The organism is Enterococcus sp. AZ103, from assembly GCF_051714685.1.
Lineage (GTDB): Bacteria > Bacillota > Bacilli > Lactobacillales > Enterococcaceae > Enterococcus_A > Enterococcus_A alishanensis.
The window spans coordinates 2,763,697-2,782,369 of sequence record NZ_JBIOSI010000001.1; the positions used below are offsets into that span (position 1 = coordinate 2,763,697).

Here is an 18,673-nt window from a genome sequence, read left to right on the forward strand (position 1 = left end):
CTCCTTCATTTATAAACTCGAAAACAATAATGCGAAACCAACACCAATCACGGCTCCGATGACTGCGCCAATAATCATTAAAATAGATTGGTCGCGAATAAACGATTGCTTTTTAGCAAACTTATCTGGTTGGTTGTAATATCTTGTACGATCTCGGTAAAACAATTTATAAAACAACATCGTTGCAAAAATACCAATCGGAAAAAAAACACCAAAAAGCCCAAAAAAAGCAATGAATAATAATAATCCGTTAGGTACCGGCCACTCAGCTGCTTGAATAAAACTAATTGCTACCAGTACAATAAAGCCGAACAGTGCATAAATCAGCGAGCGCAAAAAATTATAGCGCCATTCCAACTTAAATTTTTCACGATAGCTTTCTTCGTCGGAAAAAATACTAGGTGTATCTTTATCAGCAGAAAAAAAATAATATTTTTTTCGGAAATCACTGACTTTTTGCCAACCACTTATTTGATACATCTCTAAATACTCTGAGAGATCTTCTGATTTACCAGAAAAATAATCAACTGCATACTGCCGGTTTTGTGGAACGCCTTTCTTGAAAACTAAAAAGCCAAAAATATTTAACTTCTCAAACTCCCAACCTTTAGCAGCTTGTTTTTCAAGGCGAAGCATTTCTTTTTCTGGATAAAAGGCCACACCTAAGCTGAGTAAATATTTCTTCTCAAACAACCCCATTAACCTTCGCCTCCTGCATCAGATAGTAATCTCTCACCGAATTGGTAAAATAATTTTCGTCGTCGGACGTCTTTTCGTAAAACTTCTTTTCCACTATCTGTAATTTGATAGATTTTCTTTCGATCAGTACTTTCTTCCAAAGTAATGTAACCACTTTTGGTTAATTTTTTTAAAATCGTATACATACTAGCGGGCCCGATCTCAAAATTTCCCTCAGTTAAAGCACTGACTTCTTTCATAATGGCATAACCGTGTTGTGGTCTTAATAAAGCCAACAAAATTAAATAGTTCGAATCTGTTAATGCTTCATCCATCTTTTCACCTTCTCTATATCACTCACTGATATATCTCTTAACGATATATTATCGAATGATATATATTTTGTCAATTTATTTTTAATTTTTTTTGATATAAGAAGAAAAAATCGAAATGATGTTCGTTAATAATTCTGAAACTCTTTCTGCCGTAAAAATAGCATCTCTGCTCGTCGATTACTATCCAATCCCTTTTACATCGTCCGTTTTATCATAAAAAAATAGCTTTACCAAAAAAAGACCAGTGAAATAATATTCACTAGTCTTCATGTAATTTTTGATAAACATTTTCGGCAACCTTTTGAGGTAAGCCGATCATTTTTAATTCTTCAATTGAAGCTGCTTGGATTTTTTTCAAAGATTTAAATTCTTTTAACAATAATTTTTTGCGTTTAGGGCCTAAACCATCAATCGCATCTAGTTTAGAAGCAAAACTATTTTTACTTCTTAATTGACGATGGAAGGTAATTGCAAAACGGTGGACTTCATCTTGAATTCTTTGTAGTAAGAAAAATTCCTGCGAGTTTCTTTCTAGTGGGACCACTGACAAGTCTGCTCCAAATAACAATTCACTGGTTTTATGTTTATCGTCTTTGGCTAATCCAGCAATCGGAATATCTAGACCCAGTTGATTATCTAAAACTTCCTTTGCAGCATCAACTTGCCCTTTGCCTCCATCAATTACAATTAAATCAGGAAAAGGTAGGTCTTCTTTTAATACGCGAGAATAGCGTCGATAGATAACTTCTCGCATCGATGCATAATCATCTGGACCTTTAACGGTCTTAATTTTATATTTCCGATATTCTTTTTTAGCAGGCTTACCATCAATAAAGACTACCATAGCTGCCACCGGATCAGTTCCCATAATATTTGAATTATCAAAAGCCTCAATTCTAATTGGTGCTGGAATATTCATAGCATCACCTAATTTATCGACAGCGCCAATTGTCCGCGCTTCACTCCGTTCAATCAGATTGAATTTTTCATTTAGGGCTACTCGAGCATTTTTACTAGCTAAGATTACCAATTTTTTCTTTTCGCCTCTTTGAGGTTGTAAAACTTTAGTATCTAACAAGGCTTCAACACTGGCTTGATCAATATCGTCAGGGATTAACACTTCTTTTGGAATAAAATGTTCATTTTCTTGGTAAAACTGACCTAAGTAAGTTAAAAAATCTTCTTCAGCGTCATTGTAAAAAGGAAACATTGAAACATCTCGTTCAATTACTTTGCCTTGGCGAATGAAAAAGACTTGGACACACATCCAACCTTTGTCAGTACTATATCCAAACACATCCCGGTCAACTAAATCAGCGTTGGTCATTTTTTGTTTCGTCATAACTGTTTCAATCGATTTAATTTGATCCCGGTATTCCGCTGCCTTTTCAAATTCCATATTTTCAGCCGCTTGAGCCATTTTTACTTCTAATTGTTCCTGAATTTTTGTATGACCACCATTTAGAAATTGTTTAATTTCATTTACCATTACCCGATAACGGACTGTTGGAATATCAAAAATACACGGAGCCAAACACTGTCCCATATGATAATACAAACAAACTTCTTTCGGTAAAGTTTTACATTTTCGCAATGGAAACAAGCGATCCAATAATTTTTTGGTTTCATTTGCGGCACCAACATCAGGATAAGGACCAAAATACAACGCTTTATCTTTTAAAACCTTCCGTGTAATTAATAATCGAGGATAATCTTCATTAGTGATCTTAATAAAAGGATAGGTTTTATCATCTTTTAGCATGATATTATACTTGGGATCATTTTTCTTAATTAAATTAATTTCTAACAATAAAGCTTCAATATTAGACTCAGTAACAATATATTCAAAGTCCTCAATTTCACTAACCAATCTTTCAGTTTTCGTATTATGACTGCCAGTAAAATAAGAACGTACACGATTTTTTAAAATTTTAGCTTTACCTACATAAATAATTGTGCCATTTTTATCTTTCATTAAGTAACAACCAGGTTGATCTGGTAAAAGCGCTAATTTATTTTTTATTCTTTCATTCATTTGGATTCTCCTAAGTTTTCGCTAGGAATATTTTCTCACAAAAAGAAAGCCGAGACAAAAATTTTCCTTTGTCCCGACTCTGTTAACGAGCTTACATATGTGATGTAACTAATTCTTTTAATTGGTCTTTGGTATGTACACCAATCACTTTATCGACGATTTCGCCGTCTTTTTTAAGAACTAAAGTAGGAATACTCATGATTCCAAACGATGAAGGAGTTTCGGGATTTTCATCCACGTCCATTTTTACGATTTTTAATTCGCTATCATCATATTCTTCAGATAATTGTTCTAAAATTGGTGCTTGCATGCGACAAGGACCACACCAAGTTGCCCAAAAGTCGATTAAAACTAATCCTTCGTCAGTTTCTTGACTGAAAGTTTTATCAGTAACTACTTGTGACATAAATCTTCCTCCTTTGATTTGCTAAATGTATTATAGCACGATGTTTTTCTCCTGCAAATTTTTCTGCTTACAACTGTAAACTATTTAAAAGTGACCACAGTTGCACCATTTCCACCTTGATTTGCTGGTGCAAACTCAAAACTTTTGACTTGACGATTATTTTTCAAATAGTCTGTAATTCCTTGACGTAACGCGCCAGTTCCTTTGCCATGAATAATTCTGACCTGAGCATAACCGGCTAATAAAGCTGCATCAATATATTGGTCGACTTCTGCTAAAGCTTCTTCATATCGTTTACCACGTAAATCTAATTCCATTTTTACGCCAGCAGTATTTCCCCGTTTTACACCAGAAACTTGGCGGGCTTTTGGCTCTTCCAAAGGGGCTACTTGCGTCATATCATCTTCTGAAATAGTCATTTTCAAAATACCGATTTGAACTTGCCAATCTTTATTAGAGACTTTATCAATCAGTGTCCCTCGTTGGCCATAAGTTTCGACGATTACTTCGTCACCAGCCTTGAATTGTTTCTTGGCTTTGGCTTTTTGCAATACTTTATTTTTTTTCAGCTGTTCAGCTTGTTTCAAGTTGGTCAACTGACTTTTCGCATCGATTAATTCGTGCTCTTTGATATTTCCTTGCCCACCGCTTAACTGCATTTGGCGAATTTCTTTAATAATTTTTTCAGATTGTTCTTCTGCTTCATTTACAATTTTATTGGCCTTTTGACGGGCATTTTCCATTTCTTTTTCTCGTTCATCAAAGAAATAGCTATAAGCATTTTTTAAATCACGATAAAGCTTTTCGGACTCCTCCACGTAATACCGAACTTCCAAATATTCTGTTTCCGTCGCTTTACGTTGATTTTCTAAATCAGAAATCATCTCATTCAAATCTTGACTTTCTTCATCAATAATTTGTTTGGCACTGTCAATAATCTGATTAGCCAAACCTAAACGGCGAGAAATTTCAAAGGCATTACTCCGTCCTGGTACACCAATCAGTAAACGATAAGTTGGACTCAATGTATCTACATCAAATTCCATGCTGGCATTAATTGTGTTTGGACGATTATAACCATAAATTTTTAATTCAGGATAATGCGTTGTCGCCATTACATAAGCCGATTTCGCACCAACAGCATCTAAAATAGCAATTGCTAGCGCTGCTCCTTCTTGCGGGTCGGTTCCGGCACCTAATTCATCGAATAAAACCAAGGAATGTTCATCAAATTTGTCTAAAATATTCACGATATTGGCCATATGAGATGAAAAAGTAGATAAGCTTTGTTCAATACTTTGTTCATCACCGATGTCTGCAAAAACTTCTGAGAAAATACCCATTTGGCTATCTTCATCTACAGGTAATGGAAATCCGGTTTGTCCCATTAGTTGCAGCAAACCTAAAGTTTTTAAAGTAATTGTTTTACCACCTGTATTTGGTCCAGTAATAACTATCGCCTGGTAATCTTCCCCAATCATAATATCATTAGCAACGACCATTTCTTGATCAATTAAAGGATGACGCGCTTGCTTGAAGAAGACCTGATTTTCATCATTGATTGCTGGAACAATAGCTTTTAATTCTTTTCCAAAACGGGCTTTCGCATTCATTAAGTCGAATTGTCCTAGAACATACGCATTATGTAAAATATCTTTACGGTATGGTACTAAACTAGCAGAAAGTTCAGCGAGAATCCTTTCAATTTCATTTCGTTCAGCAATTTGTTGTTGGCGTAGACGATTATTTAATTCGACAATTTGCTTTGGCTCCATAAATAATGTTTGACCAGAAGCACTTTGATCATGTACAACACCACCAAAAACACCACGATACTCTTGTTTAACCGGAATCACATAGCGATCGTTACGCATCGTTACAATAGCATCACTTAAATATTTCGCATTTTTACCACGAATTAAACCATCTAATTGTTCACGAATATTTTGTTCACTGCGGCGGATCTGACTGCGAATTGTCCGTAACTCAGCTGAAGCTTCATCACGGATCGAACCATCCGCTTCAACAGAACGTCTTAACTGCCCACTTAATTCAGGTAAAGTAACTAATTGGTCATGCCAAAAATACAATCGTTCAAATTCTAATTCACTATCATGCAAATCTTCGACAAAACGAACCACTTCACTAGTGGTCGATAAAACTCGTGATACTTCGGCTAATTCTAACCCATTTAAATTAGCGCCAATTTCAATTCGTTTCATATGTGGTGCGATATTATTTAGTTTTGGAACTGGGATACCACCGCGAAGACGTTGAACTTTTAATCCATCTGCTGTTTCGGCCAGCCAACTTGCTACTCGTTCCTTATCGCTAGAAGGCGTAAGTTGACGTAAATTCTCTGTCCCTTGTTCTGTTGTTAAATATTGTTGAATTTGATTTTTCACTTGTTCAAATTCTAATGTTTTTAATATACGTTCATTCATTATTTCACCTTCTTACATAAAATAAACCGAAACCAGTTGGTCTCGGTTTTTCCTTACCCTATAATATTCGTAACCCACAAAGTGTCAAATAAACGGCTCAAAATCAAAGAATGTTCAATAATCATTTTACCATACCAACTTTGTTCGATGAGATTTTGCACAAATCCCATTGGTACGAAGGTCATCAGTTTCAAAATTAAAAAAATCGCAACATAGCAATTAATGATTTGTAAAATCATTGAAACTAATGAATCATAACGAGGTAATAATTTCTTAAATAATAAATTGCGGAAAAAAATCCCAACAAAATGTGTCAATAACCAACCAATCCCCAAGATTAGCAGAAAAGCAAAACCAGCATAAAAAGCTTGATCTAATCGAAAAGCCTCTTCAACTGTATAATAAACCATTTGAGAATTTTCTGTCACTGAAGGATACGGCACATACAATTCAAACTTTGATCCTAAATTTTGATATAGCTGACGCGCAACAATAAAAGAAATCAAATAGCCAATCGAAAATACTAATTGATAAGCAGTTCCTCGGCGATAACCGGTATAAATAGCCAATAAAAAGGCGAATAAAATGATAAAAGTTAACATATACGACCTCGCTTACTTATCTGCTGCACGTTTTTGAATCTCCCGTTGACGATTTTTATTGACAACATCTTGTGCATCCACATGGTTCCGAATACCGGTTTCGTCTTTTCCTTGTTGCCGTAAAATCTCTTTGGCCTCCGCTTCAACTGCTTCGATTTTTTTTATTCGCTCTAAATTATGAGCAGCTTCTTGTTCCTTAGCGGTATACCTTTTTTGTAGCTTTAAATTTTCTTCTTGTTTGACAAGTTGATCGCTCATTGCGTTAATCGCCAATAAAATAGCGGCTTTTTCTGTAGAAATTCCAGGTGAAAGCTGCTTAATTTCGTTCAATTGTTCATTCACTAAAGCGGTCACCATATCCATATGTTGTTTGCTTTCTTGACCAATGATCGTATAATCTTGACCGTCTACAGTGGCTTTATATCTGTTTTGAGTCATCTGACTTCCCTCCATAGGAAATATGCTAAAAATACCTACTTATTATATGATAAAAAAGGCTACTTGTACAATTTTGAAAAAATTAGATAGCAATTTGAAAATGAACGACTGTTTTTACATAAAAAAATACACCAGCAAAAGGAATTGTTGAAGTGACCCCAAAAAATTAAACCAAAGATCTAATTTTTTGGGGTCAGTACATGTTCACTTTCTACTGGTATTTTTTTAATCCATTAAATCATATTCTTGCGTTGTTTTCTTAATTGATTTATACAATGCTAAGATTGCTAAAATATTAGGAATAATCATTAATCCATTAAATAAGTCTGCCATACTCCACACAAATTCAACTTTTAATGAACTACCGATGGCAATAAAAATCGCGACTAATACAGCATAAATCGGTACTGCTTTTTTTCCGAATAAGTACTTGATATTTACTTCTCCAAAGAAATACCAGCCAATCAATGTTGCATAAGCAAACAAAGTGACACAAATTGCAATAAATGGATACCCTAGATTACCTAAAGTTTGAGAATAAGCATATTGGGTTAATTCAATACCATCCAAAAATTCACCATGCTGCATTATTCCAAGCGAATTAGTAGTTAGGATAACAAATACAGTCATCGGTAATAAAATGATTGTATCAATAAAAACTCCCATCATTGCAACTAATCCTTGTTTGGAAGGATGTGAAACTTTAGCCAAGGCATGAGCATGAGGAGTGGACCCCATTCCTGCTTCGTGAGTGAAGAGCCCCCGTGCGATCCCAAAGCGTACACTTTCTTTAACACCCACCCCGAGGATACCACCTAAAACAGCTTCTGGTTTAAAAGCACCAACGAAAACATCTCGTAAAGCTTCTGGAATGCCTCTAAAGTTTACAATCACTACAAACATTGAGACAATTGCGAAAAATACCGCCATGATTGGTACAATTTTTTCTGTAACAGCCGCAACACGTTCTGTTCCACCAATAAATACATAAAGACTAGCTAGTCCTAAAATGACTCCGGTAATTAGTGGATGAATGCCAAAAGCGGCCTCCATTGCTTGACCAACTGAATTTGCTTGTACCATATTCCCCATAAATCCCAGTGCTAAAATTAAGAATATTGAGAAAATAACAGCAACAACTTTTCCTAAGGTCCCTTTAAAAGCTGCTCTGATGTAATAAACTGGTCCACCAACAACTTCATTTCCTTTTTTAGTTCGGTACATTTGTGAAAGAGTTGCTTCTGAATAAATAATTGCCATTCCTAAAATTGCACTAATCCACATCCAAAAAACCGAACCAGGCCCACCCATAACCATTGCTGTAGCAACACCAGCCAAATTACCAGTCCCAATTTGAGCCGCAATCGACGTCATTAACGATTGAAATGAAGTCATTCCCTCATCGCCAGCCTTAGTTCCTTTAAAAGAAATATTTCCGAAAGTTAATTTAAAGCTTTCTTTTAACTTTCTAAATTGAATGAAACGTGTCTGAATTGAAAAGAATATACCAGCAAAACATAACAGTGCGATAATAATGTAGTCCCACAAAAAATCTCGAATCCCATTAATAATCTCCATTTTTCCCAACCTTTCAATTTTAATTAGTAAAATTGTATCATAATTTCAGTGTATCAAGCATGAAAAAGCAAAAAAATATTCCATTTTACATAAATATTTTTTATTTTAACGCAAAAAAATCCTGCACGCTTTATGTGCAGGATGTCTAAACTAAATTGCAGAAATAGTACTATTAATAATAATTGATCTAACTATTCTACATAGAGAATCCTGTTAAAGCATCCAGATTTTTTACCATAACGATTCTCGAATTTTGATTTTTTAATTACTTCTCTTTATCAAGACGGATTAACAATGTTTTGAAAGCCATTTTTTAACTCTTGATTCTCAGTTTGACTAAAATGGAAGGCACCATCAGGCATTCCTTGATTTTGCATGGAAGTTAAAACGACTGGATCATTATTATGAATAGCAAAGAAATATACATGTTTTGCAGCAAAAGCAGCGGTATCAGCGTCTGAGTATACTGCAACTATACTATATTCAGCAGCTGATTCACCGTTTCCTGACCATTCTGCTGATACGATTTGATTATCTACTGCCATCGGTTGTTTTTGGGTATTTTCCAGTACGTCATCTGGTAGTTGTAAACCATAAAAATTAACATTGTTTTGCGGTTGATATTCTTGATAAGACTGTCCCATAGTCGCACTCCAGTTAACTATAAATAAACGTAGTGCATCTGCTTTTTCACTATCCCAGATGTTTTTTGTTACATTATTCTCAGGTTCTTCTGAATTTGTAGCTGATGTCGAACTGGAAGATTTCTCAATGACTTTCTTCGCCTCACTACTATTACTACTTGTTGTAAAAGTTTCTTGCTTCTGTATCTCATCATTTTGCGTCGTAGCAGTTTTTCTACAAGCACTTAAACCTAACAAACTTACTGATAACATCAAACCAACAATAATTTTTTTCATTATTTCCCTCCCAAATTACATACAAATCAAGCTTACCAAAATTAAATTAGGAAAGGTAGCCAAATCTACTTGAAAACAAATAAGGATACACCAAGATCATTATCTTAGCGTATCCTCACATCATTTATGTTCTTATCGAATTACTCAAATGCTTTTTTTACATCATCTAGCATTCTTTGCAGTGATTCTAATCCGCCACCACTTAAGTACCAAACTTCAGGATCTAGTTCAATTACTTTATTATTTTTACCAGCATTGGTTTGTTGAATTAGTTCATTACTAGCAAGGTCATCATTAGTAGTATCTCCGCCAATCGCTTTTGTTCGATCAATGACAAACAAAACATCTGGATTGGTTTCTAGTACATATTCATAAGAAACATTTTGACCATGAGTAGAAGCTTCAATCTTATCATCTGCTTGTTGGAAGCCAAAAGTATCATGGACAATCCCGAACCGAGAACCATCACCATAAGCCGAAAGTTCTCCTTCATTGATTAAAACAACTAATGCTTTCTCACCACTAGACTTAGCCTGATCACTAACTGAAGTGATTTCTGTTTGTAACTCATCTAATTGTTTTTCTGCTTCTTGGGTTTCATCAAAAATTTTGCCTAGAGTCTTTACATTTTTTTGAATAGACGCCCATGTGTCAGTATAATCAACTTCTAAATAAATTGTTGGTGCAATTTGGCTCAATTGATCGTAATAATCAGCCTGCCGACCGGAGATAATAATTAAATCTGGAGACATCCCATTAATTGCTTCCACATCAGGTTCTTTGATGCCACCTGCCGAGGCTACATCTGCATACTTATTAAGATATTCTGGCAAGCTATCAACTGCAGCCCCAATAACAGTATCTCCTTTACCTAATGCATCGATTGTATCTAACGAACCCATGTCGAAAACGACAACTTTCTCTGGGTTTAATGGCACCTCCACCGTACCATTCGCATCAGTTACTTTCATTGTCTGACTCGAAGATTGTTCTGTTGCTTTTTTTGAAGAGTCAACTGTATCGCTCGCGCCTGATCCACAGGCCGCGATCGTAAATAATGTAGCTACCAAACCTAAACTCATTAAAAATTTCTTCATTAATATTTCTCTCCTCTACTTGTTTAAAAGTACATGCAAAATCTTTTTCCTTCAATTTCGCAAATTTTTATATTCATATCATATAAGGGATTTAATACTTCTTTTTTGATCATATTTTCTGTTTCTCCTCGAGCAAAAATCTGACCTTTTTTCATCGCTACAATTTCATCAGCGTAACTAGCCGCGAAATTAATATCGTGTAATACAATCAAAATCGTTTTACCTAATTTATCAACTAAATGGCGTAATGTTTGCATCATTTGAACCGCATAATTCATATCCAAATTATTCAAAGGTTCATCTAATAAAATATAGTCTGTATCTTGCGCCAAAACCATTGCAATATAAGCTCGTTGAAGTTGTCCACCAGATAATGTATCAATCATTTCTTCAGCTAAATCAGACAAACCTAAATTTTCTAAAGCATCCTCCACTAACGCATGATCTTTTTTTGATAATCGACCTTTGCTATAAGGAAAACGACCGAAATTCACTAATTCGCGAACCGTTATTTTTAAACCAATCCCATTACTTTGCTTTAATATAGCTAATTTTTTTGCTAACTCTTTAGATTTCCAAGTTTTCACTTCATTATGATCTAAATATATTTCTCCTGTATCGTGAGGAATTAATCGACTGACCATTGAAAGCAAGGTGCTTTTTCCAGCACCATTAGGACCAATAAACGCAGTTAATTTTTTTTGACTGACTGGTAACTGTACTTCAGCAACAACACGTTTTTCTCCGTAGTGTTTTGATACATTATGAATTTCAATCATGCTGTCTTCTTCCTTTCATGGACAATTTTTCCAACAAAATAAATGCCACCAACAAATTCGATCACAACACTTAAAGTTGCATTTAAAGCAAAAACTTGTTCAACTAAAAATTGTCCTCCTACGAGCAGAATAATACCAATTAAGGTACTCGTTAAAAATAACCAACGATGTAAATAGGTTTTGGTCAATTGATAGCTAATATTTGCCGCAATAAATCCTAAAAAGGTAATTGGTCCAACTAAAGCCGTAGCTGTTCCCGTTAGCAAACTGATTAAAGCAAATAATAGCGTTTGAAAACGAGAAACCTGAATTCCTAAATTAGTCGCTTGATCATTTCCTAAATGTAAAACATCTAAATAAGGTGATAATTTCATCAAGAGAGCCGCTCCTAAAACAATAATAACCGTTGCCCAAATTAAATGATTTCCATTAATGTTCCCAAAACTAGCAAACAGGCGACCTTGCAGTAAATCATATTCATTAGGATCCATTAATACTTGTAGAAAAGTGCTCAAGCTACTAAAAAGTGTTCCTAAAATCATACCGATCATTAGCAATAGAAATAAATTATTTTGACTTCGCTTTAACAAAAATTTACTCAGCAAAAGACTGACCAACGTCATCAATAATATATTGGCAAAAAACATACTCAATGTCTCCTGCGACAGCATGGTCACACCACCAATAAAGAAAAATAGTAAAGTTTGAATGACGACGTATAAAGAATCGTAACCTAAAATATTAGGAGTTAAAAAATGATTTTGCGTCATTGTCTGAAAGGTAACCGTCGCAAAGCTAACTGCAATCGAGACTAAAATAAAAGCGATTAATTTTCGACCTCGAATTTGTAAAGCAAAATTTAAATTGCCATGGGTCTGATACGTTAAATATAAAAAACACAATAAAACGGCAAACACTGCTAAAAACGAAAGCCTAAATAAAAACTGTTTTTTCATAGCCGCTGCCTCCTTAATAGTAAAAAGATAAAGAGGACACTGCCGATAACTCCGACAATCACACTAACTGGTATTTCATATGGTGCAATAATTATCCGTGATAAAATATCACAAGAAATTAAAAAAATACTCCCAGCAATTGCTGTTAAACCTAATGTATCTTTCATATGATCACCATAAATCATGGCAACGATATTTGGCACGACGACTCCTAAAAAAGGAACCGTTCCAACCATTATCAAAGTTACAGCACTCGCAATCGCTACCAAAAAAATACCAAAAAATTGAGTTACTTGATAATTCAAACCTAAGTTTTTGGCTAAATCTTCCCCCAGACCGATAATTGTAAACCGATAGGCAAAAGCATAAATCACAATAAAAATTGGAACGGTTAAATAAAGTAATTCGTAACTTCCTCGTGTGACCGTTGCAAAATTTCCTTGTAACCAAGAAGACATATTTTGTACTAATTGATACTGGTAAGCAAAAAAAGTCGCCACTGAGCCAACAATATTACCAAACATCACGCCAACTAAGGGCAACATCATCTGGCTTTTTCCAGGCAGATAACGTGATAGAAATAAGAACGCTAGCGTTCCTAATAATGCAAAAATGAATGCCACAAAACCTCGTGTCAAAGTTGAGGCACTTGGCAAAACCAACATCACAAAAACAATCCCAAGACGTGCACTGTCCATGGTTCCTGCTGTTGTAGGCGAGACAAACTTGTTTTGCGTTAAATGTTGCATCACTAGTCCGCAAATACTCATTGTCGCACCTGCTAAAACTAAACTAACTGTTCGAGGTAACCGAGTAGTCATAAATAATAACCGCTGTTGGCCAACATTTTCCAATAAACCATTCACAGTCAGATCATTCACCCCAACAAAAAAAGAAAGAGCAACAAGTAAAATTAAAAAAAAAATAATGTAAATTTTTTCATTACTATACCTTTCTATTTTTTAATTGAGAATGATTTTCATTCCTAATGATTAGTTTAAAAAAAATTTAGCATTAAAGCAAGTTTTTTTTAGTTTTATCAAAAAATAATTTAGTGAAAGACATAAAAAAAAGAAAGAGCACTCAACTCTTTCTTTTTTTATCAAAATTATTATAAATATTGACATATTTTTAATCTATCCATTTTTTCAAATAAGACAAGGGTAATTCCATTCTGACAGTTTTATTGGGATCGACAATTTGGCAAATTTTTAAGTTTCCTGCTAACGTTAATAAGTGTATCGCCTCTCCAGTCGATAATTCTGTATAATTTTCTACAAGCTGGACCATATTTTTTGTTGCAGCAATAGTAGCTTCGTCAACTGTTAGCTTTGAAGAAATCGTGCTGATTTTTCCGTTTCTAATCAAAAAAGGTAAGGGCCATTTTTTATTTTTAATAACAGAAACAGAAACAGTAACCTCGCTAGGAATTTCTGCACCACAACCAGATACTTCACCATCACCCATCGCTGCATGACAATCTCCCAGTGCTAGTAAGGCACCCGCTATATTAACTGGTAAATATAATTCAGCACCTTCACTAATTTCTGTACAATCCATATTCCCCCCATGAGCGTCAGGAGTCCCACAAGAAATTGGTGCACCTTTTGGAGCTGTCCCAATCACTCCAATCATCTTATTTAATGGAATCTCAATCTCATCAGTCAGCTGAACTTTATTTTCTTTAATATCTAAGACCCGAATGACGTTTTCTTCCAACTCATCTCCCATAACACCTAGATCTGGGCCGGTAAAAAGTGTCGCATTTCCTTTAATCGCAATTTTTTTTATTGAAATTTTTAATGTATCACCAGGTTCAGCACCTTCCACAAAAACTGGACCCGTAGCTGGATTAATCTTGTTCCAGTCCACTCCTTGATAGGAACTAGTTTCATCAGAAATTTGATTAGTAAAACAATCATAGGTTTCAAAAGTAATTTCTTCCCCATCTTTAACAGTTAAAACCGGTTGATTATTTTTATCCATTGCATAAATACAGTTTTCTTTTTTAACAAAGTTCATTTCATTGCCACCTTCCTATTTTTTTATAATATTATCATTAATTAAAAATAGGAAAAGGTATAAAAAGAGCACTGTTTATTTGTTACTGCCTCGATTACTATTTGAAATAATGCTATTTTTTAGTATGAAAATCATTTCATGAATATTAAATTTATATTTTGTAGCCATCATAGTTTCATTGTATGTGAAGACATCGAAAGTTAATATCTATTTAGCTTTTTTTATTAACCGCTTAAATTTGTATTACGTAAAAAATTTAACCTTTCAATTAATGAATATCTTGAGGACACTTTATTATTTTTTCTACTCATCAATCCTTCAACATACGCCACAATGTACTCCGGCCAATTCCGAGAGTTTCAGCAGTTTTTGTCTTATTTCCATGATTTTTATAAAGCATTTCTTCAATGATACGTTTTTGTATTTCATTTAAGGTTAAATCTTCGAGTGATTCAATTAAAGTTTTTTTGCTACTTTCTTCAAGAATAATGCTCTGTTTTTCTTTTGCCAAAGCTTCTATTACCATTTTTTCAGAAATCATTGAACTGTTACTATAAATAACTAATTCTCGGCATACTTTTCGTAATTGCTTTAAGTTCTCTGGCCAAGAAAATTGTTGCATGCGTGCAAATGCTGCTGGTACAAATCCCAGTACATTTTTGTTCAGTACGGTATTAAATTCATAAAGGTACAAACTGGTAATCGAACTTAATTCGTCTAGACGTTTTCTTAAAGGAGACAGATCAATTTGATAAAAAAGATGCTCTTTTTTAATCACCTCAAGATTGTTATTTTCTTTTTTTGTTGAATAACAACCAATCCATAAATGATTGATGTAATCTGTTTCTTGAATAAAAATCAATAATTGGTGCAATTTACTTTTTGACAATGATTCTATACCGCTTAAAAGAATTAAAGTCTGATCATTTAAAAACACTGATTCTTCTGACTCAAGTAGCCAGATCCATTCCTCTTCACTTAATTGATCTAATTGAATCATCCAATTATTTTCATATTTTAATTTCCTCACAATAACTTGCATCAATTGATTTTTACCTGTGCCAACCTCACCCTTCAGTAAAATATTCAAACCACTATTGATTCCTTCCGAAACCATTTTCTGCGTGTCGCCAATAAAGACCGAACTATTTTTAATGGAATCATTTTCGGAAATCAAACGAATTGCTCCTGTCGATTCTGATATTTGAACTTCGTTAACTGAAGCAATAATTTCTGTTTTTGACATCGCCAAAGTGATGCGATAGAGCTTACCATAGTATTTTTGAAAAAAAGTGACGGGCCGTTCTTCTAGTAGTTTTTCTCTTTTTACTACGTTAGTCACTAACGTACATATTTTTTGCCGATTTTCTAATGTCTCTATACTTTTTATCTGTAACTGCCGACCAAGAATCACTAGGGAAAATCCTAGATATTTTTGCGCCAGTTGAAGGTCTTGATTTTTTTGTTGCTCACAAGCTAGACTTTTCCCTAAAGTCACTGTTAAATCTAATGCAGACGTGATACTCTCAGTGCCAGATTCTAATAAAATAGAATTTAAATTAACTTCAGCCGCATATGTTGTAGTAACCTTATCACCGATTACCAATGTATAATCATTTGTCATTAAAGTTTTAAAGATTTCAGGCAATTCATCCCGATGTTCAATTGTAATAATATCTAATGATTTCTCCAAAATTTCAGCCAAAATTTGTACTTGCTTTGTAATATTGGAGAAACCGATGAATGCGTAACGTTGCGTATAGTTTTCAACCAACTTAATAGTTCTTAAAATATCTAAAATTGATATTTCAATTTCAATTACTGGAAGATGAGTATTTTTTTTAATTTGTTGCGCTGTTCCTCCACGAGACAAAATTAAATCATAACTTTTTCCCAACTTCTCCACGATTTTGACACCATCATGCAAATCCCCAACATATGTATCTACTTCCAGCTCAGGATATTGGCTACTTAAAGTATCAATTCGCTGTTTTAAATTTTCATATGGAGCAATTGCTAATATTCTCATGACTTTCCTCCGTTTTATTTTGAAACATTTTTTCTAATTAAATTATAAACTAATTTTAAACAAAAGAAAACGTTTCAAAGAGATACAATAAAGCCTTTTCACAAGATTGTTGATTTATAGAAAGCGTTTTATTATGAACTTACGAATTCGTTGAATAAAATTTTGGAGGAAGTAATAATGAAAATATTAGCAACGGTTAAAAAAATTCCTGGTGGCATGATGGTAGTCCCCTTATTATTGGGCGCCTTAACAAATACGCTGTTTCCAAGTATTTTTGCTCTAGGTGGGTTTACTGAGGCATTATTTAAAACTGGTGCAACTGCTTTATTAGGTGCCTTTTTATTTTGTAGTGGTGCGCAAATCAATATCAAACAAGCGGGTGTTTCTGTTTACAAAGGTGTTGTATTATTAATAGTAAAAGTAACTATTGGCGCTTTATTAGGAATTTTAGTCAATCACTTTTTCGGTATAGCTGGTGTTTTGGGAATTAGTCCGTTAGCAATTATTTCTTCATTAACAAATAAAAATGGTGGTTTATACGCTGCTTTAGCTGGAGAATACGGAGATTCAACCGATGTCGGTGCAACATCTATTATTGCTTTAAGTGATGGCCCTTTCTTCACAATGATTGCCTTTGGTGCAACTGGTTTAGCTCAGATTCCACTTTCAGCATTATTAGCAGCTGTTCTACCGATTTTAGTTGGTTTCATTCTGGGAAATCTTGATGAAGATATTCGTGATTTTTTAGCACCTGGTACTGCGGTTTTGATTCCTTTCTTTGCTTTTCCTTTAGGTGCAAGTCTAAACTTTGGTCAATTAATTACTGCAGGTGCTTCAGGAATTTTACTGGGAGTTTTGTGTACTTTGATTACGGGTTTTGCAGGTTATTTCGTCTTCAGAGTATTGAAATTTAAATTCCCACAAGTAGGTGCAGCAGTTGGTGCTACAGCAGGAAATGCAATTGGTACACCTGCAGCTGTGGCAGCAATTGATCCTAGTTTGGCTGAAGTTGCTTCCCAAGCTACTGCTCAGGTTGCTGCTGCAATTATAGTTACTGCATTATTGTGTCCTGTTCTGGTCAGTTTTTTAGACCGCTATGAGAAAAAAAGAAAAGGCCTAACTAGAAAAGAGGTTATTACAAGTGAATAAAAAATATCTGATTATCGCCGATGATTTTACTGGGGCAAATGATACGGGTGTCCAGTTAAGGAAAAACAATATCGAAACTGAAGTATTGCTTTTCCCATCAAAGGTTAGCCATGAAAATTCAATTGTTTTAGACACTGAATCCCGTACCATACCTGCTAAAGAAGCTTACAGAAAAGTTCGTTCAATGACTGAAAAAATTCTAAAAAAAGACAACTTCGATTTAGTTTATAAAAAAATTGATTCCACTTTGCGAGGTAATATCTCTGAGGAATTGCAAGCAGTCATCGATGTCTATCAACCGGATAAAGTTGTTTTCGCTCCGGCTTTTCCTAAGATTTCACGTCAAACAATTAATGGTCGTCATTATCTAAATGGCTATCCGTTGATGGAAACTGAAATAGCTAATGATCCACTCAATCCTATTTGGACAGATAATTTAGTCGAACTTGTTAAAAAAGTTACGTCTAATATCAAAGAATATCAATTAAACGAACTTTCATCAGATTTAATTTTAACTGATTCGTATATTCATATTTTTAATATCGAAACAGATCAGCAGCTAAACATACTATCAAAAGCATTAAAAAAGCAAAATGAAAAAATACTTTTTGTTGGATCAGCGGGCCTTGCTGAAAGCTTATTTACAGTCGAAGATCAACCTGTCCTTTCAGTTGTTGGTAGCATCAGTGAAGTCAGTTTACAACAGATGACAGTAGCTGAAACCCAAGGAACTAAAGTGGTTTCATTAGAAATCAACGATCTACTACAAGAAGATGTCAACGACAGATATACAAAAAAAGTCTTATCTCTTTTAGAAACCAAACAAGACGTCATTTTAACAGTAACAAGAAAAAAAACCGATTACTTAGAGACTGTTAAGTTATTTGAATCACTAGGTATAACTGATAAAAAAGAAATCAGTAATCTTATTAAAGCACGTCTAGCTAGTATCACAAAAAAAACATTGGAAAACACGAACATCGCTGGAATTTTTCTTACAGGTGGGGATACAGCTATCGAAATTATTCATCAGCTCGGCGGTAATGGCTGTAAAATTATTGAAGAAGTTGACACTGGAGTTGTAAAAAGTCGATTAGTCGGAGGTTTATGGGATGGTTTACAAATAGTCACTAAAGCTGGTGCGTTCGGCCAACCTGAAACAATCCAGCAAAGCATTGAAAATCTAAAAAATAAGAAGGTTTAAA

General features: G+C 34.4%; 17 protein-coding genes. 2 read left to right on the plus strand and 15 right to left on the minus strand.

What is annotated here, in order from left to right:
- Positions 1-9: 9 nt before the first annotated feature.
- The 15 genes from ID741_RS13780 to ID741_RS13850 all read right to left on the minus strand — a co-directional run bounded on the left by ID741_RS13780 (position 10) and on the right by ID741_RS13850 (position 16,319).
- Positions 10-699 carry a DUF2812 domain-containing protein gene (locus tag ID741_RS13780; protein ID WP_438720332.1) on the minus strand — a complete coding sequence of 230 codons (690 nt, stop codon included), beginning with the start codon at positions 697-699 and terminating at the stop codon, positions 10-12.
- Positions 699-1,013: a PadR family transcriptional regulator gene (locus ID741_RS13785; RefSeq protein WP_218324589.1), complete on the minus strand. Its 315-nt coding sequence runs from the start codon at positions 1,011-1,013 to the stop codon at positions 699-701. Before ID741_RS13785 ends, ID741_RS13780 begins: the two co-directional genes overlap by 1 nt.
- Before the next feature lie 259 nt (positions 1,014-1,272).
- Positions 1,273-3,048, minus strand: coding sequence for an excinuclease ABC subunit UvrC (gene uvrC, locus ID741_RS13790; protein WP_438720333.1), 1,776 nt, complete (start codon positions 3,046-3,048; stop codon positions 1,273-1,275).
- A gap of 91 nt (positions 3,049-3,139) precedes the next feature.
- Positions 3,140-3,454: a thioredoxin gene (trxA, locus tag ID741_RS13795; RefSeq protein WP_218324587.1), complete on the minus strand. Its 315-nt coding sequence runs from the start codon at positions 3,452-3,454 to the stop codon at positions 3,140-3,142.
- A gap of 80 nt (positions 3,455-3,534) precedes the next feature.
- On the minus strand, positions 3,535-5,898 hold the full coding sequence (locus ID741_RS13800) for an endonuclease MutS2 (protein WP_438720334.1): 2,364 nt from the start codon (positions 5,896-5,898) through the stop codon (positions 3,535-3,537).
- 53 nt (positions 5,899-5,951) lie between these two features.
- The gene (locus tag ID741_RS13805) at positions 5,952-6,500 is read right to left on the minus strand and encodes a CvpA family protein (protein WP_218324585.1); all 549 of its coding nucleotides are present in this window, start codon (positions 6,498-6,500) and stop codon (positions 5,952-5,954) included.
- 12 nt (positions 6,501-6,512) lie between these two features.
- Positions 6,513-6,938 (minus strand): cell division protein ZapA, encoded by a 426-nt coding sequence (gene zapA, locus ID741_RS13810; RefSeq protein ID WP_218324584.1) that lies wholly within the window; start codon positions 6,936-6,938, stop codon positions 6,513-6,515.
- Positions 6,939-7,163: 225 nt separating this feature from the next.
- Complete coding sequence (locus ID741_RS13815) at positions 7,164-8,516, minus strand: alanine/glycine:cation symporter family protein (RefSeq protein ID WP_218324583.1); 1,353 nt, start codon at positions 8,514-8,516, stop codon at positions 7,164-7,166.
- A gap of 278 nt (positions 8,517-8,794) precedes the next feature.
- On the minus strand, positions 8,795-9,436 hold the full coding sequence (locus ID741_RS13820; RefSeq protein ID WP_438720335.1) for a DUF4767 domain-containing protein: 642 nt from the start codon (positions 9,434-9,436) through the stop codon (positions 8,795-8,797).
- Positions 9,437-9,576: 140 nt separating this feature from the next.
- A complete protein-coding gene (locus ID741_RS13825) occupies positions 9,577-10,533 on the minus strand; it encodes a siderophore ABC transporter substrate-binding protein (protein ID WP_438720336.1) in 957 nt (318 codons plus the stop codon).
- 23 nt (positions 10,534-10,556) lie between these two features.
- Complete coding sequence (locus tag ID741_RS13830) at positions 10,557-11,312, minus strand: iron ABC transporter ATP-binding protein (protein WP_438720337.1); 756 nt, start codon at positions 11,310-11,312, stop codon at positions 10,557-10,559.
- The gene (locus ID741_RS13835) at positions 11,309-12,268 is read right to left on the minus strand and encodes an iron chelate uptake ABC transporter family permease subunit (protein WP_438720338.1); all 960 of its coding nucleotides are present in this window, start codon (positions 12,266-12,268) and stop codon (positions 11,309-11,311) included. The genes ID741_RS13830 and ID741_RS13835 overlap by 4 nt, the downstream gene beginning before the upstream one ends.
- Positions 12,265-13,194: an ABC transporter permease gene (locus ID741_RS13840; RefSeq protein ID WP_438720475.1), complete on the minus strand. Its 930-nt coding sequence runs from the start codon at positions 13,192-13,194 to the stop codon at positions 12,265-12,267. The genes ID741_RS13835 and ID741_RS13840 overlap by 4 nt, the downstream gene beginning before the upstream one ends.
- 205 nt (positions 13,195-13,399) lie before the next feature.
- Positions 13,400-14,290, minus strand: a complete 891-nt coding sequence (locus tag ID741_RS13845) for an acetamidase/formamidase family protein (protein ID WP_438720339.1) — start codon at positions 14,288-14,290, stop codon at positions 13,400-13,402.
- A 310-nt stretch (positions 14,291-14,600) separates the two neighbouring features.
- Entirely contained in the window at positions 14,601-16,319 is a 1,719-nt protein-coding gene (locus tag ID741_RS13850; RefSeq protein WP_438720340.1) for a PrpR N-terminal domain-containing protein, read from the minus strand.
- A gap of 177 nt (positions 16,320-16,496) precedes the next feature.
- Here ID741_RS13850 and ID741_RS13855 point away from each other — a divergent pair, with 177 nt between their 5' ends.
- Together ID741_RS13855 and ID741_RS13860 are read left to right on the plus strand one after the other, a co-directional pair.
- The gene (locus ID741_RS13855; RefSeq protein WP_438720341.1) at positions 16,497-17,468 is read left to right on the plus strand and encodes a 2-keto-3-deoxygluconate permease; all 972 of its coding nucleotides are present in this window, start codon (positions 16,497-16,499) and stop codon (positions 17,466-17,468) included.
- Positions 17,461-18,672 carry a four-carbon acid sugar kinase family protein gene (locus ID741_RS13860; RefSeq protein WP_438720342.1) on the plus strand — a complete coding sequence of 404 codons (1,212 nt, stop codon included), beginning with the start codon at positions 17,461-17,463 and terminating at the stop codon, positions 18,670-18,672. Before ID741_RS13855 ends, ID741_RS13860 begins: the two co-directional genes overlap by 8 nt.
- Position 18,673 lies beyond the last annotated feature (1 nt).